19 protein-coding genes are annotated in these 23,785 nt (G+C 63.2%); 9 read left to right on the top strand and 10 right to left on the bottom strand.

Translation table 11 applies throughout. From position 1 onward, the window contains the following. Nucleotide 1 precedes the first annotated feature (1 nt). On the top strand, nt 2-1,303 hold the full coding sequence (gene envC, locus MRK42_RS20385; protein ID WP_354688610.1) for a murein hydrolase activator EnvC: 1,302 nt from the start codon (nt 2-4) through the stop codon (nt 1,301-1,303). Nucleotides 1,304-1,442: 139 nt separating this feature from the next. Here envC and MRK42_RS20390 read toward each other — a convergent pair whose 3' ends face one another. Then, nucleotides 1,443-2,093, bottom strand: a complete 651-nt coding sequence (locus MRK42_RS20390) for a Qnr family pentapeptide repeat protein (RefSeq protein WP_201942480.1) — start codon at nt 2,091-2,093, stop codon at nt 1,443-1,445. An 88-nt stretch (nt 2,094-2,181) separates the two neighbouring features. Between MRK42_RS20390 and MRK42_RS20395 the strand changes: the two genes are divergently transcribed. Further along, the gene (locus tag MRK42_RS20395; RefSeq protein ID WP_201942477.1) at nt 2,182-3,210 is read left to right on the top strand and encodes a substrate-binding domain-containing protein; all 1,029 of its coding nucleotides are present in this window, start codon (nt 2,182-2,184) and stop codon (nt 3,208-3,210) included. A gap of 53 nt (nt 3,211-3,263) precedes the next feature. On the opposite strand, the gene MRK42_RS20400 is transcribed toward MRK42_RS20395, so the two are convergent. From MRK42_RS20400 to MRK42_RS20410, 3 genes are read right to left on the bottom strand one after another with little or no spacing between them, the layout of a single operon-like run. Further along, complete coding sequence (locus MRK42_RS20400) at nt 3,264-3,905, bottom strand: bifunctional 4-hydroxy-2-oxoglutarate aldolase/2-dehydro-3-deoxy-phosphogluconate aldolase (protein ID WP_354688611.1); 642 nt, start codon at nt 3,903-3,905, stop codon at nt 3,264-3,266. Nucleotides 3,906-3,928: 23 nt separating this feature from the next. After that, entirely contained in the window at nt 3,929-5,725 is a 1,797-nt protein-coding gene (gene edd, locus MRK42_RS20405; RefSeq protein ID WP_201942471.1) for a phosphogluconate dehydratase, read from the bottom strand. Further along, a complete protein-coding gene (locus MRK42_RS20410; RefSeq protein WP_026456630.1) occupies nt 5,722-6,231 on the bottom strand; it encodes a gluconokinase in 510 nt (169 codons plus the stop codon). The genes edd and MRK42_RS20410 overlap by 4 nt, the downstream gene beginning before the upstream one ends. 245 nt (nt 6,232-6,476) lie before the next feature. Between MRK42_RS20410 and gntU the strand changes: the two genes are divergently transcribed. The 4 genes from gntU (at nt 6,477) to MRK42_RS20430 (ending at nt 13,691) form a co-directional block, all read left to right on the top strand. Continuing rightward, a complete protein-coding gene (gene gntU, locus MRK42_RS20415; RefSeq protein ID WP_026456631.1) occupies nt 6,477-7,817 on the top strand; it encodes a gluconate transporter in 1,341 nt (446 codons plus the stop codon). A gap of 152 nt (nt 7,818-7,969) precedes the next feature. Further along, entirely contained in the window at nt 7,970-9,319 is a 1,350-nt protein-coding gene (pssA, locus tag MRK42_RS20420; protein ID WP_268856201.1) for a CDP-diacylglycerol--serine O-phosphatidyltransferase, read from the top strand. A 192-nt stretch (nt 9,320-9,511) separates the two neighbouring features. Next, a complete protein-coding gene (gene recG, locus MRK42_RS20425; protein ID WP_354688612.1) occupies nt 9,512-11,581 on the top strand; it encodes an ATP-dependent DNA helicase RecG in 2,070 nt (689 codons plus the stop codon). Nucleotides 11,582-11,612: 31 nt separating this feature from the next. Continuing rightward, nucleotides 11,613-13,691 (top strand): AsmA-like C-terminal region-containing protein, encoded by a 2,079-nt coding sequence (locus MRK42_RS20430; protein ID WP_354688613.1) that lies wholly within the window; start codon nt 11,613-11,615, stop codon nt 13,689-13,691. 45 nt (nt 13,692-13,736) lie between these two features. Here the strand turns inward: MRK42_RS20430 and MRK42_RS20435 are convergent, their stop codons facing one another. Then, nucleotides 13,737-14,657, bottom strand: a complete 921-nt coding sequence (locus MRK42_RS20435; RefSeq protein ID WP_026456896.1) for a bifunctional GNAT family N-acetyltransferase/hotdog fold thioesterase — start codon at nt 14,655-14,657, stop codon at nt 13,737-13,739. Between the two features lie 51 nt (nt 14,658-14,708). Here MRK42_RS20435 and MRK42_RS20440 point away from each other — a divergent pair, with 51 nt between their 5' ends. Next, nucleotides 14,709-15,389, top strand: a complete 681-nt coding sequence (locus MRK42_RS20440; protein WP_354688614.1) for a methyltransferase domain-containing protein — start codon at nt 14,709-14,711, stop codon at nt 15,387-15,389. Here MRK42_RS20440 and dtd read toward each other — a convergent pair. The 4 genes from dtd to MRK42_RS20460 all read right to left on the bottom strand — a co-directional run bounded on the left by dtd (nt 15,378) and on the right by MRK42_RS20460 (nt 19,807). Beyond that, nucleotides 15,378-15,815 carry a D-aminoacyl-tRNA deacylase gene (gene dtd / locus MRK42_RS20445; RefSeq protein WP_201942457.1) on the bottom strand — a complete coding sequence of 146 codons (438 nt, stop codon included), beginning with the start codon at nt 15,813-15,815 and terminating at the stop codon, nt 15,378-15,380. The two genes, MRK42_RS20440 and dtd, sit on opposite strands and share 12 nt — an antisense overlap. Nucleotides 15,816-15,901: 86 nt before the next feature. Continuing rightward, complete coding sequence (locus MRK42_RS20450; protein WP_354688615.1) at nt 15,902-16,774, bottom strand: virulence factor BrkB family protein; 873 nt, start codon at nt 16,772-16,774, stop codon at nt 15,902-15,904. Between the two features lie 163 nt (nt 16,775-16,937). Further along, complete coding sequence (locus MRK42_RS20455) at nt 16,938-18,194, bottom strand: malic enzyme-like NAD(P)-binding protein (protein ID WP_354688616.1); 1,257 nt, start codon at nt 18,192-18,194, stop codon at nt 16,938-16,940. A 179-nt stretch (nt 18,195-18,373) separates the two neighbouring features. Beyond that, a complete protein-coding gene (locus MRK42_RS20460) occupies nt 18,374-19,807 on the bottom strand; it encodes a DUF2867 domain-containing protein (RefSeq protein ID WP_354689067.1) in 1,434 nt (477 codons plus the stop codon). Between the two features lie 220 nt (nt 19,808-20,027). Between MRK42_RS20460 and MRK42_RS20465 the strand changes: the two genes are divergently transcribed. Then, nucleotides 20,028-21,113, top strand: coding sequence for a hypothetical protein (locus MRK42_RS20465; protein ID WP_354689068.1), 1,086 nt, complete (start codon nt 20,028-20,030; stop codon nt 21,111-21,113). Nucleotides 21,114-21,176: 63 nt separating this feature from the next. Here the strand turns inward: MRK42_RS20465 and priA are convergent, their stop codons facing one another. Next, on the bottom strand, nt 21,177-23,384 hold the full coding sequence (gene priA, locus MRK42_RS20470) for a primosomal protein N' (RefSeq protein ID WP_354688617.1): 2,208 nt from the start codon (nt 23,382-23,384) through the stop codon (nt 21,177-21,179). Between the two features lie 147 nt (nt 23,385-23,531). On the opposite strand from priA, the gene rpmE reads away from it, so the two are divergent. Then, on the top strand, nt 23,532-23,747 hold the full coding sequence (gene rpmE, locus MRK42_RS20475; RefSeq protein WP_005306787.1) for a 50S ribosomal protein L31: 216 nt from the start codon (nt 23,532-23,534) through the stop codon (nt 23,745-23,747). The last annotated feature ends 38 nt before the right edge of the window (nt 23,748-23,785 follow it).

Here is a 23,785-nt window from a genome sequence, read left to right on the forward strand (position 1 = left end):
CATGCGGGGATGCGAAGTTATTTCACAGAAAACCAGTCGCGTCGGCCTGTTGGCCGGCGCGCTGTTTTTTTGCCTGTTTGGCGGCACGGGCCAGGCCTGGGCAACCAACCAGCAGCTGGGTACCATGCAGACCCAGATCAAGGAACAGCAGAAGACCATCAAGCTGAGCAAGCAGGAGCTGACCAAGCTAAATGCCCAGCTCAAGGCCGATGAGCAAGCCATCTCGGCAGCTGCCGCCAAGCTCAACCAAACCAAACAGCAACTCAAGCAGAACCAGCAGAAGCTGGCCGGTCTGCAGCAAGACAAGCTGGACCTGAAAGAACAGGCCAAACATCAGAAGCAGTTGCTGGCCAGGCAGGCGGAAAGCGCCTTCCAGGCGGGCAGCCACGACTATCTCAAACTGCTGCTCAACCAGCAGGACCCAGCCAAACTGAGCCGCTCCCTCGACTACTACGACTACCTCAACAAGGCTCGTATCGAAGCCATCGAGGCGCTGCGTGCCACCCGCACCAAACTGGCAAAAAACCAGCAGGCGACCAAAGAGACCGAGAGCCGGCTGCAGGCCTTGCTGAGCGAGCAGCAGGAGCACCACCAGGCCCTGTTGGCCAGCCAGCAGAGCCGCGCCAAGGTGCGCAACCAGTTGCAACAGTCGGTGCAGGATGACGAGCAGAAGCTGGCCAAGCTGGTCAAGGCGGAGAAAGCCCTGAAAGCCCGGCTGGAGGAGCTGCGCCGCAAACGGGAAGAGCAGGAGCGCCGCGAGCGGGAACGCCTCGCCAAACTGAAGGCCGAGCAGGAACGCCAGCGCAAACTGGCGGAGCAGCGCCGTGCCGAGGAGCAGGCCAGTCAGCAGCAAGTGGCCAGCAAAGAGCCGGAACCCAGCTCCAGCATCAGCGGCGCCGGCCACTACAGCGGCCTCAAGACCAATGGCAATCTGCGCTGGCCGGTTCAGGGCCCCATCCTCATCTCCTACGGCTCACCCCGTACCGCCCAGCTCAAGTGGAAGGGCACCCTGATCGGTGCCAGCGAAGGGACCCAGGTCAAGGCGGTGGCGCCGGGCCAGGTAGTCTACGCCGACTGGCTGGACGGCTTCGGTATGCTGCTGGTGATCGACCACGGTCGCGGCTACATGAGTCTCTATGGCCACAACCAGTCGCTGCTGCGCCAGGTCGGCCAGAATGTGGAACAAGGCGAACCCGTGGCCCTGGTCGGCGACAGTGGCGGCCAGGACAGGCCCGGCCTCTACTTCGAGATCCGCTATCAGGGAGAAGCCATCAACCCCGCCAAATGGCTGGCCAAACGCTGACCAGGGATCCCGGCCTCGCGCTTCCATCGAAAGCGGCGAACCAAGAACGACAAAGCCTGCATAATGCAGGCTTTTTTATTTGTCACGTGTGGCACAAGAGGCGGCAAAGTGATGAAAAATTACCTCTTTTTCGGCCCTCTCAGGGAAAGACAACAAGCCCTATCTGCTCCAGCAGGGCCTGCTGCTGATCTTCATTTATCTGCACTCCGGTCAGATCGACCCGCCGCAGATCCAGCCCGGGCAGATCACACTGGCGCAGGTCACAACCCTGCAGCTTGAAACTGGTCCACTCTATCTGGCCAAACTCGGAACCGCTGAGATCGGATCCCGCCAACGAAGCCCCCAGCAGGTTTACCCCCTGCCAGCGGTTGCCGCTCAATTCGCATTTTTCCAGCAGGCAGCCCTCGAAGCTGGCATAGCTGAAGTTGTTGCCGGTCAGATGGGCTTCGCAGAAGTAGCTCCTGGCGGTGATCTGGTTGGCGAAGCTGGCGTGACCAAAGTTGATGCCCATCGCCTGACAATCACGCATCTCCAGCCCCAGACACTGGCTGCGGCTGACATCCGCCAGGGTAAGATCGCAGCGCAGGAAGCTCGCCTCCCTCAGATCGCAGCCCTGCAACTGGCAACCCAGCTCGCGCTCCCTGTCATAGAAGCAGCAATCGACGAAGCGACACTCGCCCAGATCCAGCCAGGAGAAGTCACACCCGATAAAGTGACACTCGGAGAAATGCTCGCCCTCCACATCCTGTTGCTCGAAGCGAGCCCCTTCGAAATGTTTGCCTCTGATCATCGGAAAATCCTTCCACTACGGTTTCATATGCTGACTTTGTCCGGTAAAAACGGTAATGTTACACGTAACATCCACGTTGGACACCGACATGACGACCACCCGCAAGCGCCGCCCCACCCTGCAAGACATCGCCGACCTGACCGGCGTGACCAAGATGACCGTCAGTCGTTACCTGCGGGATCCCCAGACCGTGGCCGAGGGGACCCGGGAGCGGATCGCGGCGGCGGTGGAGGAGCTCGGCTACATCCCCAACCGGGCGCCGGATATTCTCTCCAACGCCACCAGCAAGGCGATCGGCATTCTGATCCCCTCCCTCTCCAACCAGGTCTTCTCGGCGGCGATCCACGGTATCGAGTCGGTGACCCGTCCCGCAGGCTACCAGACCCTGCTTGCCCACTATGGCTACAACCCGGAACGGGAAGAGGAGCAGGTGGCCTCCCTGCTCTCCTACCATGTAGATGGTCTCATCCTCTCCGACAGCCAGCACACCGAGCGCACTCGCAAGATGATCGCCACCGCCGGCATTCCGGTGGTGGAGACCATGGATCTGCCACAGGATCCCATCGACATGGTGGTCGGCATGGATCACAAGGCCGCAGCCCGGGCCATGGTAACAGAGATGCTGCTGCGCGGCCGCCGCAAGCTGGTCTATCTCGGGGCCCGCCTCGACGTGCGCACCCAGCTGCGGATGGAGGGCTACTACCAGGCGATGGCGGATTTCGGCCTGGAGGGGCGGCACCTGCTGACCGAGCAGTCCTCCACCTTCACCCTGGGGGGCGAGCTGCTGGATCTGGCGCTGGTGCGCTACCCCGATCTCGACGGCCTGTTCTGCACCAACGATGACCTGGCAGTCGGCGCCCTGCTGCAGTGTCAGGCCAAGTGGATCCCGGTCCCCCAGCAGATCGCCATCGCCGGCTGCAACGCCCTCGACATCGGCCATGCCATGACCCCCAAGCTGGCCAGTATCGCCACCCCCCGCGAGGCGATCGGCCGCGAGGCGGCCACCATGCTGCTGGCGCGGCTCGATGGCAAAGCCCTGGCGGAGACCCGCAAGGACATGGGGTTCACCCTCTATCTTGGTGAGAGCCTGGGGGAAATCGCCCGCACTGCGCCATAAACAGAACAGGCCACCCGAGGGTGGCCTGTCAGCTTGGCAAGCATGATTGTCCGTTAGCATTTCACCAGTTCGACCGCTTCGCGGGAGAGGCGGGTCACCTCCTCCCAGTTGCCGCTCTTGACCGCATCGGCCGGCAGCATCCAGGAGCCGCCAACGGTGGCCACGCATTTCAGCGCCAGATAGTCGGCCACATTCTTCGGACCGATACCGCCGGTGGGGCAGAACTTCACCTGAGGCAGCGGCGCGGCGATGGCGGAGAGCGCCTTGGTGCCGCCATTTGCCTCGGCCGGGAAGAATTTCAGGTGGTCATAGCCCGCTTCCAGCGCCTGCATCACCTCGGACGGAGTGGCTACCCCCGGGATCAGCGGGGCCGTGCTGTTGGCCGCGTGGGCCAGCAGCGCCGGGGTCATGCCCGGGGAGATGACGAAGCGGGCACCGGCGGCCACGGCGGCATCAAACTGCGCGCAGTTGAGCACGGTACCGGCACCGACCATGGCATCCGGCATCGCCTTGGCGATAAGGGCAATCGCATCGAGCGCGACCGGGGTACGCAGGGTGATCTCGAACACAGAGATGCCGCCATCGAGCAGCGCCTTCGCCATCGGCAGCGCCTGCTCCAGTTCGTTGATGACCATCACGGGTACCAGCGGGGAGGCGGCAAACACCTCGGCTGGGGTCACTTTCCAGTTCTGCATAGCTCTTCCTTAGTCAAAGGCTCTTAGTCAAAAATAGTGGCGCCACACTCGGCGCTCGATACCGCGCGACGCATCACGCTAAACAGTTCACGGCCCCACCCCTCTTGCTCCAGAGTGAGGTCAATCTCGGCCTGGGTACGGCCGCTCAAATCGGTCAGGCAGTCGAGACGGCCGGATTCGGCATCCACCCGCAGCAGATCACCGTCTTGCAGCAGGCCGATGGCCCCGCCGTGCAGCGCTTCCGGGGTGACGTGGATGGCGGCCGGGATCTTGCCGGAGGCGCCGGAGAGACGACCGTCGGTGACCAGCGCCACCTTGTGGCCCGCCTTCTGCAGGTTGCCGAGCACCGGCATCAGCTTGTGCAGCTCCGGCATGCCGTTGGCGGCCGGGCCGTTGTGGCGCACCACGATAACGGCATCCTGATTGAGATCCCCCGCCTTGTAGGCCGCCTCCACCGCATGCTGGGAGGAGAAGACCCGGGCAGGCGCCTCGATGACGCGGTATTCGGGGGCGACCGCAGAGACCTTGACCACGGCGCGGCCCAGATTGCCCGCCAGCAGCTTGGTGCCGCCGGTGGCCTGGAATACGGCCCCCGAGGGGGACAGCACGCTCGGATCCCGGCTCTCGCCGACCGGTTGCCATACCAGCTTGCCATCGACCAGTGCAGGACGAGTGAGGTAGTCCGCCATCTCGCCAAACACCGGTACGGCGTCCATGTTGAGCAGATCGGCTTCGGCCAGCCGGCGCATCAGGCCCGGCACACCACCCGCCTGTTCGAAGGCGTTCACGTCAGCCGGACCATTCGGGTACATGCGAACCAGCAGTGGCACCACGTCGGAGAGATCGCTGATGTCGTCCCAGGTCAGCACCAGGCCGGCGGCGCGGGCCAGCGCCACCATGTGGATGCTGTGATTGGTGCTGCCGCCGGAGGCGAGCAGGGCCACCAGGCCGTTGACCAGGGAACGTTCGTCGATCACCTTGCTCAGCGGACGATAGGCCGGAGAGCCCGGGATCATGGCGCTGATGCGGCGGGCGGCCTCGTCGGTGAGGGCACGGCGCAGCTCGCTGTGGGGATGCACGAAGGCGGAGCCCGGCAGCATCAGGCCCATGGCCTCAAATACCAGCTGGTTGGTATTGGCGGTACCGTAGAAGGTGCAGGTACCGGCCGAATGGTAGGCGCCGCACTCCATCTTCAGCAGGGCATCGCGCCCCACCTCGCCGGCGGCGTACTGCTGACGCACCTTCACCTTCTCGTCATTGCTGATGCCGCTGGCCATGGGACCGGCCGGCACGAAGGCGGTCGGCAGATGGGCATGGGAGAGCGCCCCCATGATCTGGCCCGGGGCTATCTTGTCGCAGATGCCGAGCAGCAGGGTGGCATCAAAGGTATTGTGAGAAAGCGACAACGCGGTCGCTTGGGCGATAAGATCCCGGGAAAACAGGGACATGTCCATCCCCGGCTGACCCTGGGTCACGCCGTCACACATGGCGGGCACACCGCCGGCCACCTGGGCACTGTGGCCCAGTTCGGCCAGCGCCGCCTTGATCTGGTCCGGATAGCCCTGATAGGGCTGATGGGCGCTCAGCATGTCGTTGTAGGCGGTGACTATGCCCACGTTGGCGCGGGTCATGTCGAGGATGCGCCCCTTCTCGTCACAGCTGGATGCAGCGACGGCGTGGGCCAGGTTGCCACAGGCCAGGGCGGCACGGGTCTTGCCCTGCTCGGCCTGACGTTGAATGCGGGCCAGGAAGGCCTGACGACGGCTGGCACTGCGCTCGCGGATGCGGGCAGTAACCTCTGAGATGACGCTGTGTGTCATTCGGCTTGCTCCAACGCGGTGACGGCGCGATCAACCACCTGTTCGAAGGTGCCGTCTATATCGATATGGAAGACCCCTGCCTCGCCATCCGGGCGCTCCAGGGTATCAAACTGACTTTGTACCATGCTTTCCCGCATGAAGTGGCCCTTGCGAGCCCGCATGCGTTCAAGGATCAGCGGCTGGTCGCCATCCAGGAAGAGGAAGCTGACCGACTCGTTGCCCTCGCGGATCTGGTCGCGGTACTGCTTTTTGAGGGCGGAGCAGACGATGACACCCACCTCGTTCTTCTGTTCCAGGCTGTAGGCCGCATCGCGGATCCGCTCCAGCCAGGGAGCGCGATCCTCATCGTTGAGAGGGGTGCCACCGGCCATCTTCTGGATGTTGGCTTTCGGGTGCAGATCATCGCCATCGATGAACTTGGCCCCCAGTGCCTCGGCCACCTTGAGACCGACGCTGGACTTGCCGCTGCCACACACTCCCATCACGATAATGCACTTACCCGCCATAATTTGACCTCTGTCCCACTTTTCAAAAAACCAGCTGTTGATGGGTTCTAATCTAACACGTTACCGGTAACATGTTACCGGTAACTACAAAAAATGTGAAGCCGGCCACAGACAGTAACCCATACTCTCCGGCCTCGTGCGAAATGCCACAGACCAAAACATATATATAAATAAATCATGATGTTATGTTTGGTGCTGAGTCCTGCGGCATTGCCACTGAACAACTAAAAAAGGAACAGAGAACAATGTCGGATATCTCTTTGATCATGACGGCAGCCGGGTCCATCGTGCTGCTGCTCTTCCTGGTGATGAAGGCCCGGTTGCACGCCGTCGTCTCCCTCATCCTGGTCTCCATGGTGGCGGGTCTGGCCGCCGGCATGAACCCGGCCGATATTGCCGCCACCATCCAGAAAGGGATGGGCGGTACTCTGGGCTTCGTGGCCGTGGTGGTGGCGCTCGGCGCCATGTTCGGCAAGGTGATGGAAGTGACCGGCGCCCTCGACCGAGTGGCACATACCCTGCTTGGCAAGTTCGGCGTCAAGCGCGCCAACTGGGCCATGGCGCTGACCGGCTTCGTCTGTGCGCTGCCGCTCTTCTTCGACGTGGCCGTGGTGCTGCTGATCGGGGTGGCGTTTGCCATCGTGCGTCGTGGCGGCGGCAGCGTGGTGAAGATCGGTATCGCCCTGCTGGCGGGCATCGCCACCTGCCAGGCCTTCCTCATCCCGGCGCCGGGCCCCATCCTGGTGGCCTCCCAGCTGGGTGCCGATTTTGGCTACATGATCCTGTTCGGCCTGATCGCCGCCGTGCCGGCACTGATCCTGGCAGGCCCGCTGTTCGGTGACTTCATCAGCAAGATCGTCGACGTGCCGCTGCCCGCCGATGCCCAGAATAGCGTCCATGACGACAGCAAGTCCCTCCCCTCCTTCGGGCTGGCCATGGGCCTCATCGGTCTGCCGCTGCTGATGATCGGTCTCAAGACCATCGTCGGTCGCTTCGTCGAGACAGGTTCCACCCTGCACGGCTGGCTGGAATTTGTCGGCCACCCCTTCACCGCCATCATGGTCGCCTGTCTGGCCGCCTTCTATCTGCTGGGCATTCGTCGCGGCATGTCCCGTGACGAGGTGATGAACGTCTGCAACAGCGCCATCCAGCCCGCCGGCGTCATCATCCTGGTGACCGGTGCCGGTGGCGTGTTCAAGCAGGTACTGGTGGATTCCGGTGTGGGCGCGGCTCTTGGCAACATGCTGGCGGACTCCGGCCTGCCCATCGTCGCCCTGGCCTTCATCCTGGCCGCCGCGGTGCGGGTCATCCAGGGTTCTGCCACCGTGGCCATGCTGACCGCCTGCGGCCTGGTGCTGCCAATGCTGGAGCCGCTGGGTCTGAATGGTGCCCAACTGGCCGCCGTGACCATCGCCATCGGCGGTGGTGCCATCGTGCTCTCCCACGTCAACGACTCCGGTTTCTGGCTGGCCAACCGTTATCTAGGCCTCTCCGAGAAGCAGACCCTGCAGACCTGGACCGTGATGGAAACCATCATCGGCACCACAGGCGGCGTGATGGCGATGATCATCTACAGCTTCCTCTAAACGTTGCTGTCATCCCCCGGAAAAAGGCCTCCTTCGTGAGGCCTTTTTCATCTTTCTGACGATTCTTTCTTTGGCTGGAAGGGCGAGATTGTTAGAATCGCCTATTCATCGCTCCGAGTGGAACGCTTAACCCCGTGATTTCAGGTTTCTCTATGCATTCATCGGCCCATTATCGACAACTGCTTGCACGCCTGCCCCAGATCGCCGTCGCGGCGGATCAGTTTGAAGTGCTCTACAGTGCCCAGGATTTCAAGCGCCGCATTCTTGCGCTCATCGCCAGCGCTACCCGCCGCATCTATCTGGTCGCGCTCTATCTGCAGGATGACGAAGCCGGACGGGAGATCCTCGCCGCCCTCTACGCCGCCAAACAACGCAACCCCGCCCTCGACATCAAGGTGTTCGTCGACTTCCATCGCGCCCAGCGCGGCCTGATCGGCAAGGGCAAGCAGGGGGGCAACCACCTGATGTATCAGGAGATGGCCGACCGCCACGAGCACAAGATTGAAATCTACGGCGTGCCCGTCAAGGGACGCGAGCTGCTCGGTGTACTCCACCTCAAGGGCTTCGTCTTCGACGACGTGGTGCTCTACTCCGGCGCCAGCCTCAACGACATCTACCTGCACCAGCAGGATCGCTACCGCTTCGACCGTTACCACCAGATTGCCAGCCCCGAGCTGGCCCGCAGCCTGGTCAACTATCTGGACGACCAGTTCGTGAAGAGCGAGGCGGTGCAGCGCCTGGATCGCACCGACATCCCCAGCGCCAAGCAGCTGAAGGGGCCGATCCGCCGCTTCAAGCAGCAGCTGCGCCGTAGCCAGTACCGCTTCGAGAGCACGCCGGTCAACACCCAGGAGGTGGCGATCACACCGCTGGCCGGTCTGGGCAAGCGAGGCAACCAGCTCAACCAGATGATCCGCAACCTGGTGCGCGCCACCGAGCGGGAGATCTTCATCTGCACCCCCTACTTCAACCCGCCCAAGGAGTTGAACAAGGATATCGAGGAGCTGCTGGCCCGCGGCTGCAAGGTGACGATCGTGGTGGGCGACAAGACCGCCAACGACTTCTTCATTCCGCCGGAGGAGAAGTTCTCCACCATCGGCGGCCTGCCCTATCTCTACGAGACCAACCTGCGCAAGTTTGCCGAGCGCAACCAGCATCACATCGATGATGGCCGTCTCAACCTGATGCTCTGGTGCTGCGAGCGCAACTCCTACCATCTCAAGGGGATCTTCGTGGATGACGAGTGGGCCCTGCTCACCGGCAACAATCTCAACCCCCGCGCCTGGGCGCTGGATCTGGAGAACGGCCTGCTGATCCACGACCGTCGCCACCTGTTGCGTCCCCAGTTCAACGCCGAGCGCGAGAACATCCTGACCAACACCAAGCGGATCAGCCACTTCGACCAGGTAGAGCAGATCAAGGACTACCCGGATCAAGTGCGCAAACTGCTGGCCAGGATCCACAGGGTCAAGGCCCATCTGCTGCTCAAGCGCATCATCTGACGCGAGGCGCTACCGCCCCTTCGCAGCCTGCCACAAGGCCTGCTATTCCCGGCAGGCCTTGCTCAAAAACGGCCCCGACCAGCCTCTTTCACCTGTTTCATCCCATCCTTGCCACGGCAACGCGGCTTGCGCCGCAACATCAATAGCCCCTATTATCTGGACATATTTACAGTGTTTTCGGGCATCTAATTGATGAAATTGGATAAAATTCCTCTCGATAGCCTCAAGGGTGTCGGCAGCAAGATGCTGGAGAAACTCGAGCGGCTGGGGCTGGCCACGGTGCAGGATCTGCTGTTCCACCTCCCTCTGCGCTACGAGGACCGCACCCAGGTGTGGCCCATCGGCGATCTGCCGCCCGGCCTGCACGGCGCCGTCGAGGGCGAAATCCAGGATACCCAGCTGGTGATGGGGCGCCGCCGCATGCTGGTCTGCCGCATCAGCGACGGCACCGGCACCCTGACCCTGCGCTTCTTCAATTTCACCGCCGCCCAGAAGAACAGCCTGGCCCAGGGCCGGCTGATGCGCTGCTTCGGCGAGGTGCGCCCAGGCAAGTACGGGCTGGAGATGGCCCACCCCGAGTACAAGCTGCTCGGCGACGATCAGGCGGGCCAGACCGAATCGGCCCTCACCCCCGTCTATCCGACCACCGAAGGGCTGCGCCAGCTCACCCTGCGCAACCTCACGGATCAGGCGCTGGCCCAGCTCGATCTCTACGGGGTGGAGGAGCTGCTGCCCGCCGGCCTCTACCCCCATCAGATTGAGCTGGCCGCCGCCCTGCGCCTGCTGCACCGCCCGCCCCCCTCGGTGGCGCTGCCGCTGCTGGAAAACGGCCAGCATCCGGCCCAGCAGCGACTGGTGCTGGAGGAACTGCTGGCCCACAACCTCTCGGTGCTTAAAGTACGCGCCCAGTCGCAAACCCAGCTGGCCCGCGCCCTCAAACCGGCGCCTGAGCTGGTCAAACAGCTGCTCAGCGCCCTGCCGTTCAAGCCGACCGGAGCCCAGAGCCGGGTGGTGGCGGAGATAGGTAAGGATCTGCAGCAGAGCCACCCCATGATGCGGCTGGTGCAGGGAGACGTGGGCTCCGGCAAGACCCTGGTGGCGGCCCTGGCCGCCCTGCAGGCCATCGGCAATGGTTGTCAGGTGGGGTTGATGGCACCGACTGAGCTCCTGGCCGAACAGCACGCCATCAATTTCGCCAAATGGCTGGAACCGCTTGGCATCCAGGTCGGCTGGCTGGCGGGCAAGCAGAAGGGCAAGGCGCGGGAGGAGGCGCTGGCTGCCATCGCCGATGGCAGCGTCAAGATGGTGGTGGGCACCCACGCCATCTTCCAGGAGCAGGTGGTGTTCCAGCGTCTGGCGCTGGTGATCATCGACGAACAGCACAGGTTCGGCGTGCACCAGCGCCTGGCCCTGCGCGAGAAAGGGGAGCGGGAAGGGGTCCATCCCCATCAGCTCATCATGACCGCCACCCCCATCCCCCGCACCCTGGCGATGACCGCCTATGCCGACCTCGATACCTCGGTCATCGACGAGCTGCCGCCGGGCCGCACCCCCATCACCACGGTGGCGCTACCGGACAGCCGCCGCCAGGACGTGATCGAGCGGGTCAGGCTCGCCTGTACCGAGGGTAAGCAGGCCTATTGGGTCTGCACCCTGATCGAGGAGTCCGAGGTGCTGGAGTGCCAAGCCGCCGAAGACACTGCCGCCGAGCTGCAAGCCTTGCTGCCCGGTCTGCATATCGGCCTGGTGCACGGCCGGATGCGACCGGTCGAGAAGCAGCGGGTGATGGAGGAGTTCAAGGCGGGTATTTTGCAGTTGCTGGTCGCCACCACCGTCATCGAAGTGGGGGTGGACGTGCCCAACGCCAGCCTGATGATCATCGAGAACCCTGAGCGGCTCGGGCTGGCCCAGCTGCATCAGCTGCGCGGCCGGGTCGGCCGGGGGGCGGTGGCCTCCCATTGCGTGCTGCTTTATCATGCTCCCTTGTCCAAGACGGCCCAGAGCCGGCTCGGGGTGCTGCGCGAGACCAATGACGGCTTCCAGATCGCCCAGCGCGATCTGGAACTGCGCGGCCCGGGGGAACTGCTCGGCACCCGTCAGACCGGGCTGGCCGATCTCAAGATCGCCGATCTGGTGCGCGACCAGCCGCTTATCCCGCAGGTACAGAAGATGGCGCGCTTCCTGATGGACAAGCACCCGAGTCACGTCGAGCCCCTGATCCGCCGCTGGCTGGGGCTACGGGATCACTACTCCAACGCGTGATCACGCAAACAGAAACAGGAGGAAAGCACTCATGAATTCCTGGCTACGCGGCCTGCTCTACACCTTCGCCTTCCTGCTGCTGTTTGTCTGGGTCGCTCTCGGGCTGTTCGACGCCGAACGGGCCAAGGGGCCCATCGCCAGCTGGATCAGCCAGCAGACCGGGGTGCCCGTCAGCATAGGCCGGCTGGTGTTCAATCCGCTCCACCCCTATACCCTGCTGGCCGAACAGGTGCGCTACGGTGATGCGGTCACCCTCGACAAGCTCTATCTGGAAATCGAGGATATCGACTGGCTCAACCGGGACGTGCGCATCGCCCATCTCGATCTCATTCGCCCGGCCATCAAACTGCCGCTGCCAAACCGGCTGCCAGACTTGCCGATCCGCTCCCTCACCATCGCCGACAGCACCATAGATCGCCTCAGCCTGCAGAGTGACGCCCTGACCCTGCGCGGCCTCAACGCCACCCTGAGCGACTGGGAACTGCTCGACCCGAAACGCCAGCCACAGGCTAACCTGACCCTCAACATAGGCCAGCTGGAGACACCGCAATTCACCTTCGCCCGCCTCAACCTGAAGGGGCGGCTGGAAGGGGAGGTACTGTCCAGCGACAAGCTGATCACCAACCTGTTCGACGGCCTGCTGGAGACGGGTCTGGTACTGGACTGGCCCGCCCGCAGCCTGCAACTGCGCGATCTCAAGGCACGCGGCATGCGGGTCGAGATGGGGGATCTGGCACTACATCCCCTCCCCCTGCGCCAGGTCAGCCTGGATCGGGGCCAGTTCGACGAGGTGAGCATCAACGACATCAGGCAGGAGCTCGCCTTCAACAACTTCAGCGGCCAGCTGACCGCCTTCAACTGGCAGGCGGGCAGCCAGCCGAGCGGCTATCTGGCCGGCACCCTGGGTGACATGGGACGTGGCCTGTTCCAGCTGGAAGCCATCAAGGGCAAGCTCGCCTTCTCCCCCCAACAGATCGAGGGCGAACTGCAGGGCAAGGCCTACGAGGGGGAGTTCAACCTGGAGCTGGCCCTCGATAGCCAGCAGCAGAAGCTGACGTTGAAAGACATGGCCCTGAGCGGCATGGACATCAGCCTGCCCCAGGGGTGGTGGCAGGATTGGCAGAGCTGGCGGCCACAGCAGATCGACATCCGCAAGCTGGCGTTTGACAAGCTCAAGGTGCTCTCCTTCGATGACAGCCTGCCCCTGTCGCTGACCGGCTGGCAGCTCTACCTGACCGATCTCTCCCTGCGAGGCAACCAGCCCGGCCCCCTGTTCGGCCGCGCCCGCGTCGAGAGCAAGTGGTTCGAGCTGGTATGGGATAGTCTCAGCGCCCGCAACGGCGAGCTGGATGGGGAGCTGACCCCCAGCACCTGGCAGCTCGACAAACTCACCAGTTCGCTGCCGGATGAGGGAAGCCTCACCCTGAATGGCCAGTGGGGACGGGAGCCGGGCCAGCTCAGCCGCCTGCAACTGAACGCCACCAGGCTGGATCTGGATCAGTGGGGCAAGATACTGCACTCCCCCGTCTCCTTCGCGGGCAAGGCGGATCTCAGCGCCGATCTGCAGGCGACGCACGGCAAGAGCGCCGGCGAGTGGCGCAGCACCCTGCAGGGAAGCTTCGCCCTCGACGCCGACGAGCCCTTCTGGGACAAGGTGAAGATAGATCCCCTGCTGGATGAGTGGTTCAAGGGGGCGACCCCACCCACTCTCTCCCCGGAGCAGCTGTGGCAGGCGATGCAGGAGGGAGATACCCCCTTCTACCGCATCAGGCTGCAAGGCAAGATCGAAAATGGCCAGCTGAGCGTCGAACAGGCGGGCGCCTCCACCATCACCCACCTGCTGGCCCTGCAGGGGGGGATCGACCTGGTCAACGAACAGTGGCAGCTGGATCTGGGCGTGCTCAATGGCAAGCGCTGCGCCGAACTGACCGGTCAGTGGCGCGGACCGCTCTCGGCGCCAACCCTGACCTGGGCCTTCCCGCAGAAACAGGCGTCATGTGGCTGGGAGGTGGGTGTACGCTACCCCGCCCAGGGTCGCAGCGCCCCGCTCTGGCGACCGGAACCCGCGGCAAAAGCCCAGACCGGGCAGGATGCGCCGACAGAGCAGTAAACAACAAGGCCTCATCATGAGGCCTTGTTTGCATCGCACAACCGGTTACAGCACCGGCGCCTGACCGCGCCGCTTGATGGGTTGCACCACGTACTGGCCAACGAATTCCACCGCCAGCTTGTCACCGCTGAACAGCTTGATCTTGAGACTGAACTTGGCGGACTCCCCGCTCTTGAGCGGCTCCAGCACCGCAGGCATGCCCTCCCGGGCGACCCTCGCCTCCGGCTCCTCGTCGACTGGGCGGTAGTACTTGATGTTGCCCTCCGCCAGTACTATGTCCCCCATCAGCCCGGCCTCCTTGAGCTGCAGCCAGATCAGGCCCCAACCCGCCAGCACGCACTGGCTGTAGATGCTGCCGGCGAACATGGTGTCGTGCACATTGAGGTTGGCCGCCAGATTGGCCTTGAGGTGGAAAGTCTGGCCGTCGTAGTGGGTGATGTGCATCCCCATCTTCTCGCTGATGGGGATCCCCCTGGACCAGCGGGTGGTGAGGTCCTGGCACCACTCGGGACGGTACTGGATGGTCTGCATGGGGGTCAGGGACTTGATCATCTGACGGTGCGGAATGCGACCGAAGGAGACGGGCCCTTCACCCACCTCGAGAAAGCCGCACCTGCGGTAGAACTCCACCGCCTCCTGACGGGCGTTCATCACCAGTCGTTTGACCTTCTCGCTCAGGGCCAGTTGCTCGAGATCTTCCACCATGCGGGCGCCCAGCCCTTGGCCGCGATATTCCGGGCGCAGCGCCATGAAGCGGATCTGCGCCTCGTCACCGCCGACAAACAGACGGCCGACGGCAATGGGAGTACCATCGGGTGCCAGCATCAGGCGATGAATGGCAACGGAGTCGTATTCGTCCCGCTCGGAACCGAGGGGAAGATTGAAGGGTTTACGCAGCAGTTCCCAGCGCAACTGGTAATAGGCATCCAGCTCGGCTGCCGTCTGGGGGGTGACCACCCGGTACATAGTTCCATCCTTGAGTTACACTGGTCGAAAACCATCTTGCCGTGCAAATTCATGGACTTCAATCTGCAAGCGTACCAAGCCGATCACTTATTGCACCTCAGTGTCCAACCCCGGCGCCGTCTCTCGGTGCAGGAAAATGCCCACCATCGCTGGCTCGAAATCGACGGCGTGGTGCAATCCGCCATGTCACTGAACGACCCCGCCGCCCTCTGCCTGCCCCACCAGCAGGTGATCGCCTGCCTGCTGCCACAGCAGGCCGACAACATCCTCGAGCTGGGACTGGGTGGCGGCGATCTGACGCGCCATATCCGGCGCCGCTGGCCCGCGGCCAGGCACGAATGCGTCGAGCTGGACGAGGAGGTGATCACCCTCTATCGCCTGTTTTTCCAGCATCCCGGGGAAGAAGATAACCGCGCGCCCCAGGTGCATCAGGCCGATGCCCTCGCCTTCCTCGAGCAGAGCGAGGCCAGCTACGATCTGGTGCTGCTCGATCTCTTCAGCCAGGATGGCAACCCGCTGCAACTGTTTCAGGAGCGGATCTATCGGGCGCTGGCTCCCCGCCTGAGCGGGGATCTCATCGTCAACCTGCTGCCCCGCACCCGGCTCGAGCTGAGCCAGGCCCTGCTGCTGCTGGAGCAGTGGGTCGGCCCCACCACCCCCTATCCGGTGCCCGGCTTCGTCAACGTGATCGTCCACACCCAACCGCGCCAGGGCGACGAATCAGACCTGTAGCCAGAAGGTCACCGGGCCGTCGTTGACCAGCGCCACCTTCATATCGGCGGCAAAACGCCCCGTCTCGGTCGGGATCTCCCCCGCCCGGGCCTTGGCCACGAAGTAGTCATAGAGCCGCTCGGCCTCCGCCGGATGGGCCCCACCGGAGAAGCTCGGGCGCATCCCCTTGCCGGTATCCGCCGCCAGGGTGAACTGGGAGACTACCAGCAGGCTGCCACCGGCCTGGCCCACGTTGAGGTTCATCTTGCCATTCTCGTCGGAGAAGATCCGGTAGCCGCTCACCTTGTGCAGCAGCTTGTCTGCCTTGGCCTCGTCATCCCCCTGCTCCACCCCGAGCAGCACCAGCAGCCCCCGACCGATGGCCCCGGTCACCTCGCCCTCTACCGTTACGCTGGCCTCGGACACCCGCTGAATCAATGCAATCACATCCCTCTCCTCTCAAAACAGAACGACCGCCCTTCGGGAAGGGCGGTCGTCGATGCTACCAATAAAACCGCCGGCAAGGCGACGGCTCAGGCAAGCTCCTCGCTCGCCGGCTTCTCGTATTCACCGAGGCAGGCGGTGGTTTCCGCGCCAAGCAGCACCACCAGCCAGCTCAGATACACCCAGACAAACAGGATCGGAATGGTCGCCAGGGCGCCATAGATGGCCTGATAGGAGGGAAAGTTGGTGATGTAGATGGCAAAGCCGCGCTTGGCCAGCTCGAACAGAGTGGCCGCCACCAGGGCGCCGATAAAGGCGTGCACCAGCCGCACCTTGCAGTTGGGCACCACGGTATAGACCAGCAGGAAGGTGAGCACCGAGAAGAGGAACGGCAGGCTGCGCAGCAGCAGGTAGCCGGCGCCGAACAGACTCTCCTCCGACAGGAAGCGCAGCGACAGTATGTAGGAGGAGATGGCGATGCTGGCCCCGATGAGCACGGGTCCCAGGGTCAGGATCATCCAGTACATGGCGAATGCCTGGGCCAGCGGCCGGCTCTGGGTCGAGCGCCAGATGTAGTTGAGGTTCTTGTCGATGGCCGAAATCAGCATCAGGGCCACCACGATCAGGGCGCCGATCCCCACCGCCGTGGTGTTGGTGGCATTGGCCACGAAGCCGTCGATGTACTCCTTGACCATATCGCCCGCAGTGGGCACGAAGTTGTGGTAGACGAACCGCTCCATCTGCTGCTTGATGCTCTGGAATACCGGGAAGGCGGACATCATGCCGAACACCACGGCGATCATGGGCACCAGGGAGAGCAGGGTGACATAGGCGAGATAACCGGCGGTCACCGTCAGCCTGTCCTGCTGGAAGCGGCCCCAGACAAACTGGATGAAGTGGCGGCCATCGTGGCGCAAGAAGGAGAGGGTGTGGGCCAAACGGCCGTGAATTTGCTGCTGCATCTTGATTCTCGTAAGCGTCGTCATGCAGACATTGTGTCAGAGGGGAGCGCTGTTTGACCACCTCTGCGCCCGGATTGACCTGTCGGCACCAGCCCCCTTCACCCCCTCAGCCCAATCCTGCTTATAAAAAAACGGCCCCGATGACGGGGCCGTTGGCGCTGACTCAAGAGAGCATATAGTCGGCAGGCAGTTCGGTGCGGGCGACGCCGGATTCCACCGCCGCCAGCGCCACGGCGCGGGCGACGCGCGGCAGCAGACGGGCATCCATCGGCTTGGGAATGACGTAATCCTTGCCGAAGGCGAGCTCGCTCACGCCGGCAGCAGTCAACACCTCGGCCGGTACCGGCTCCTTGGCCAGACCGCGAATAGCCTCGACCGCCGCAATCTTCATGGCGTCGTTGATGCGGCTGGCACGGGCGTCCAGGGCGCCACGGAAGATGAAGGGGAAGCAGAGCACGTTGTTGATCTGGTTCGGATAATCGGAGCGGCCTGTGCCCATGATGAGGTCATCGCGCACCGAGTGGGCCAGGGCGGGCTTGATCTCGGGATCCGGGTTGGAGCAGGCGAAGATCACCGGGTTGGGGGCCATCAGGGCCACCGCCTCGGCGGGCAGCACGTCCGGGCCGGAGACGCCGACGAATACGTCAGCCCCGTCGATCACCTCCATCAGGGTACGCAGATGTGTGTCGTTGGCGAAACGCAGCTTGTACTGGTTCAGATCGGTGCGACCGGTGTGGATGACGCCCTGACGGTCCAGCATGAAGATGTTGTGCGGCTTGGCGCCACACTTGATCAACAGCTCCATGCAGGCGGTGGCGGCAGCTCCCGCCCCCATGCAGACGATGCGGCTACAGCCAATCTCCTTGCCCTGCACTTCCAGCGCATTGAGCAGGCCGGCGGCGGTGACGATGGCGGTACCATGCTGATCATCGTGGAATACCGGGATGTCGCAGCGCTCGATCAGCGCCTGCTCGATCTTGAAGCACTCGGGAGCCTTGATGTCTTCCAGGTTGATGCCGCCAAAGGTATCGGCAATGGCGGCGACCGTGTCGATGAACTGCTGGCTGGTTTCGTGCTTCACCTCGATGTCGATGGCGTCGATGCCGGCAAAGCGCTTGAACAGCAGGGCCTTGCCCTCCATTACCGGCTTGGAAGCCAACGGACCCAGATTACCCAGCCCCAAGATGGCGGTGCCGTTGGAGATGACGGCCACCAGATTGCCCTTGCCGGTATAACGGTAGGCATCGGCCGGGTTGGCGGCAATCTCGCGTACCGGCTCTGCCACGCCCGGGCTGTAGGCCAGCGCCAGATCGCGGGCGGTCTCGGCGGGCTTGGTGAGGGCGATGGCAATTTTGCCCGGTACGGGCTGGGCGTGGTAATCGAGTGCTTGTTGACGAAGATCGTGACGCTGATCGGACATGGGTGACCCCGATACGGATGTGAATGAGTGGTGCATTGGCTCGCCGATGGCGAGGGCTGGGGATCATAAAGAAAACCGGCGGGCTTTCACAGAGGAAAGTATCGCCATCATGGCACCAACAAGCCAGTAATCAGCATGTCATACCAGTCAATAATACCTATTTAGTTATAGATATGGTTTCAATCCATGACGGGTATCCCCGCCATCGCCTCCGCCTCCCGGGCAATCGCCTCCGTCATCCCCTGAAAGATGAAGAGGTGAAACGGCAGCATGGCGAGCCAGTAGGCCAGTCCCCAGGCCCCCTGCGGATGCCAGTGAGCCGTCACCTTGAGCCGGGTCAGGCCAGACTCCTCCGGCAGTATGTTGAACTCAAGCCGCCCGACACCGGGCGCCTTCATGTTGAACAACAGATCCAGCCTGCGCCCCTCGTCCACCCCGAGGATCTGCCAGGAGTCCAGCATGTCCCCTTTCACGAAACGATCCGGATTGGTGCGACCACGGGTCAGGGCCGGGCCACCGATCAGGTGATCCATCCATTCGCGCACCACCCACAGCTGGTTCATGTAGAAGTAGCGCTTCTCGCCCCCCAGCTGTTGCAACACCTGCCACACCACCTCGGGGGCGGCGAGGCAGATGGCTTCCCCGCTGGCAGTACGGTCATAGAAGCCGTATTCGGGATGGCGCCAGCGCAGACCGAGCGGCGTCTCTTCCCCCTGCTGTTCGGCGCCAAGCCGCTGCTCCAGCGCCAGGCTCTCCGTCAGCGCCTCGTCGAAGCTGAGCAGGGTTTGCGGCAGCAGGGTCCGCAGCGGACCGTCATCCGCCGGAATATCGTGTTTGAGCCCCCCCACCAGCGCCTTGGCCACCGGCTGCGGCACCGAGGTAACAAATTGCAACCACCAGGCGGAGAGGCGCGGGCTCAGAAACGGCAGCGGCACTATTGGGCAGCGCTTGCCGATGTGGGCGGCGAACTTCTGCAACTGCTGCTGATAGCTGAGCAGCTCGGGGCCGGCGGCGTTGAAGATATGGCCGTCCACCCCCTCAGCTTCCACCAGCCCCCCCAGATAGTGCAGCAGGTTGGAAAGCGCGATGGGGGGCGTGCGCGAGCGCACCCACTTGGGTGTCACCATCAGCGGCAGGTTGAACACCAGATCCCGCATCACCTCAAAGGCGGCGGATCCGGGCCCAATGATGATGCCGGCACGCAGCTCCACCGTCGGCACGCCGGCGGCGCGGAACAGCTCGCCGCAGTGACGGCGGGAGTTGAGGTGGCGGCTGTTGCACCGCTCCGGCTGAATGGCGCCGAGATAGATGATGCGGCGCACCCCGGCGGCCCATGCGGCGGCGGCGAAGTTCTTCACCCCCTGCTGCTCCAGCCGGTGAAAATCAGCCCCCGCCCCCATGGCGTGTACCAGATAGAAGACGGTATCTATGCCTGCCAGCGCCGATGGCAGGGTCGCAGGCTTGAGACTGTCGGCAAGACGAAACTCCACCCCGGGCGGCAGCCGGCAGGGACGCCGCGCCCCGGCAATCACCCTGTAGCCCAGCGTTTGCAGATGAGGCACCAAATAAGAACCTATATAACCCGCCGCTCCCATCACCAGACAATCACGCATCACCACCTCCGTCCCGCTCAATTCAGACGCCGCCCAGCCGTCAGCAGAGCTCATACAGGGCGCCATCTCCATACCCGCATGCGGGCCTCACCATCATGCTGTCTGACGGCCACTTTGCAACATCAAGATAACAGAGTCGCCGCTTAGTGCGATTCGGTGTTAATCCCTCTTCTGCATGCGGTCGATAAATGACCAGGTGGATAGCGCCGAGGGCACAGGGATGCGCATCGATCACTACGACCTCCAGGGGGAGGTGCAATACCAGCAGCAACAGGCGCAGGCCCGCAAGGTACGCAACCTGGGGCCCACGGCCGCGGCTATCAACCCGGCAGACACGCAAACGCCCCTCACCACCAGCGAGGCGCGCACCAGCCTCATGCTGACACAGACCAACTCCCTGACACGGCAAGGGACCAGCCGTGCCGCCACCAGTCAGCCGCAGGCCACCCCCAATCCAGCGCTGGCCAAACCCGCCGAAACCGGCAAGAGCGAGGAACAGGACGGCATCCCCAACGACGGGCTCGACAACCGCCAGCGCCTCATCAAGCTGATGATCGAAGCCATGGTCGGCCACGAGATCGAGGTGCCCGACCCTATCCAGCAGAGCCATCAGGAGGGGGCAGCTTCCACTCAAAGAGGGTCAACCGGCCAGGCTGCCAGTCAGGATCAAGTAGTGGAGGTGACCGACACCCTGCTGCAACAGGAACAACTCAAGGTGATCGCATCGGCCAGCGTCCAGACCAACGATGGCCAGACCCTGCAGCTGGATCTGGGCTTTGTGCTCGACTGGCGTCAGCTGGAGGTGAGCCAGCGCCGCACCACCCTGAATGCCCTCAAGGATCCGCTGGTGCTCAGCCTGGACGGCAAGATAGCCGATCTGACCGACGCCCGGGTCAATTTCGACATCGATCAGGATGGCAAGGCGGACAGCCTGCCTGGCCTCGGCGAGGGGAGTGGCTTCGTGGCACTGGATCGCAACGGCAACGGCACCATAGATGACGGCGGCGAGCTGTTTGGCGCCCGCTCCGGCAACGGCTTTGGCGAGCTGGCTACCCTGGATGAAGATGGCAATGGTGTGCTGGACGAGCGGGACAGCCAATTCTCGGCGCTGCAGTTCTGGCAGCCGGAGCAGGCCCCCATCGCCTTGGTGGAGCTGGGGATCGGCGCCATCCTGCTGCGCCCCCTCGATACCCCCTTCAACCACCTTGGCGAGAGCGGCAGTCAGGGGGTGTTGCGCCAGTCCGGCCTCTATGTGACCGAACAAGGCAAGGGGGGCTGGGTACAGCAGATCGATCTGAGGGTCTGAACCCAGATGCAAGATCGCAAGCTTGGCCACTGACGAGACGTGCCAGTGACCGCTTGAATCGGCTTAGCTCAGCTCGGTGGGATCGATATCCAGACTCCAGCGCACCTTCTTGGTCTCGGGCCAGCCCTCCAGCTCCTTCACCGCCCAATCCAGCAGCTGGGCCAGGGTTGCCCGGCTGGGCCCCTGTACCAGCAACTGCATGCGAAACTTCCCTGCCTTGCGCTCCATGAAGCCGCTGATGGGCCCGAGCACCTGCACATGGGGATAACGGGCGCTGCGTAGCGTCTCGGCGAGACGGCTGAGGAACAGTTGCACCTCGTCACGGCCGTTGGCCTCGGCCCGAAACAGCCCCTGATAGCTGAACGGCGGCAGCCCCAGCAGGCGACGCTCCTTGAGCGCCGTATCGGCAAAGTGGCCATAGCCATTCTGGGTCAGATCCTGCAGCAGGGCGTGCTCCGGGTGATGGCTCTGCAATACCACCAGACCCGGCTTGCTGGCGCGACCGGCACGACCCGCCACCTGGGTATAAAGCTGGGCCAACCGTTCGGCTGCCCGAAAATCGGCGCTGAACAGGGCACCATCCACATCCAGCAGTCCTACCAATGTCACATCCGGAAAGTGATGTCCCTTGGCCAGCATCTGGGTACCGATCAGGATCTTGTACTTGCCCGCCTTGATGTCGCCGAGATGGGTCTCCAGCTCCCCTTTGCGGCGGGTGTTGTCCCGATCGATGCGCACCACAGGATATTGCGGAAAAACCGTGGTGAGCAGCTGCTCAAGCTGCTCGGTGCCGACACCTGAGCCAATCAATTCGCTGCTGCCACACTCGGGACAATGATGGGGTAAAGGACGAATACTGTCGCAGTGATGACAGTGCAGCCGTCGTCTGGCCTGGTGCCAGGTGTACCAGGCATCGCAACGCTCGCAGGCGGCGCTCCAGCCACATTGATGGCAGATGAGGGCCGGCGCATAGCCGCGGCGATTGAGAAACAGCATCACCTGATTGCCAGCCGCCAGATGCGACCCCATCAGCTGCTCCAGCTGGGGCGAAAGCCCGGCCTGCAGCCGCACGTTCTTGATGTCCAGGATCACCTGGCGAGCGGTCTGAGCGTTACCGGCGCGGCGGGTCAGGCTGAGGTGGTGATACTTGCCACTGCGGGCGTTGTGCAGCGTCTCCAGCGAGGGGGTGGCCGAACCGAGCAGGATGGGAATGCCGGCACGATGGGCCCGCATCACGGCGAGATCCCGCGCATGGTAGCGAAAGCCGTCCTGCTGCTTGAAGGAGCCGTCGTGCTCCTCGTCGATGATGATGATGCCGAGGTGCTTGAACGGGGTGAACACGGCAGAGCGGGTACCGATCAGGATGGCGGCGCCCCCGTCACGGCAGGCGAGCCAGGCATCGAGACGCTCCCGATCGTTCATGGCGGAGTTCATCGCCACCACGGGCACGTTGAAGCGGCGGCGAAAGCGATTGATGGTCTGCGGGGTGAGGCCGATCTCCGGCACCATCACCAGCGCCTGCTTGCCCGCCTTGAGCAGGGGTTCGAGGATGCTCAAATAGACTTCGGTCTTGCCGGAGCCGGTGATGCCATCCAGCAAAAAGGCGCCGAACTTGTCGCTCTGGCTGGTGACGGCAGAGACCGCCAGCGCCTGCTCGCCGTTGAGGCGAAGCCCCTCGCCCGACTCAAAATGGGCGGCCCAGTCACCGTCGTGACTCGGCTCCAGGCTGCGCTTCTCCAGCAGCCCCTTCTTCTCCAGCGCAGTGAGGGCAGCGCTCTGGATCTCCTCCTGCTTGAGGGCGGAGGGCGTCTGCGGCCCCTTGCGCAGCAGGGCGAGGGCCTGCTGCTGCTTGGCAGCCCGCTTGAGCTCGTTGAGATCGACTGCCATACCGGCCTCGGTCGCAAACCAGAACTCCAGCTCCCGATAGGCGGCGGGCTCTCCCTTGCGCACCAGCACCGGCAGGGCGTGGGGCAATACCTCGCCCAGCGGATGCTGGTAGTAACCGGCGCTCCAGGCCATCAGTGCCAGGATATCCGGCCCCAGCACCGGCGTCGCATCGAGTACGCGCTTGATGGGCTTGAGCTTGTTGCGGGGCACCTGGCTCTCGGCCGGGTGATCCACCACCAGACCGACCAGAGTCTGGGGGCCGAAAGGGATCTCGACCCGGCAACCGGGTTCGGGCAGAGGCAGGGGGGAGAGATAGTCGAAATGACGGCGTAACGGCACCGGCACAGCCACACGAACCAGATCCAGCGTTTGGGAAGAATTCACCAGGGGTTGCCTATTTTTTCTGCGAAGCCACTTGCCTGATCTCAGGCATTTCCTATATTATTCGCAGCCTTTGAAACTGTGTTCAACAATCGTGTGGTGTCCGACAAGAGATCGGATGGCGACACGGCCTATTAATTGAGGTTGTCCATGAAAGCTGGTATCCATCCTGACTACGTAGCCATCACCGCCAAGTGCTCTTGCGGTAACGTCATCAACACTTTCTCTACCGTTGGTAAAGATCTGAACCTGGACGTGTGCTCCGAGTGCCACCCGTTCTACACCGGCAAGCAGAAAGAAGTTTCTAGCGGCGGCCGCGTAGACAAGTTCAACAAGCGTTTCGGTGCGATGACCACCAAGAAGTAATCTTACTTCTGAAGAATTCTGAAAAAGGCGCCCGATGG

Source organism: Aeromonas sp. 19NY04SH05-1 (assembly GCF_040581895.1).
Classification (GTDB): domain Bacteria; phylum Pseudomonadota; class Gammaproteobacteria; order Enterobacterales; family Aeromonadaceae; genus Aeromonas; species Aeromonas enteropelogenes.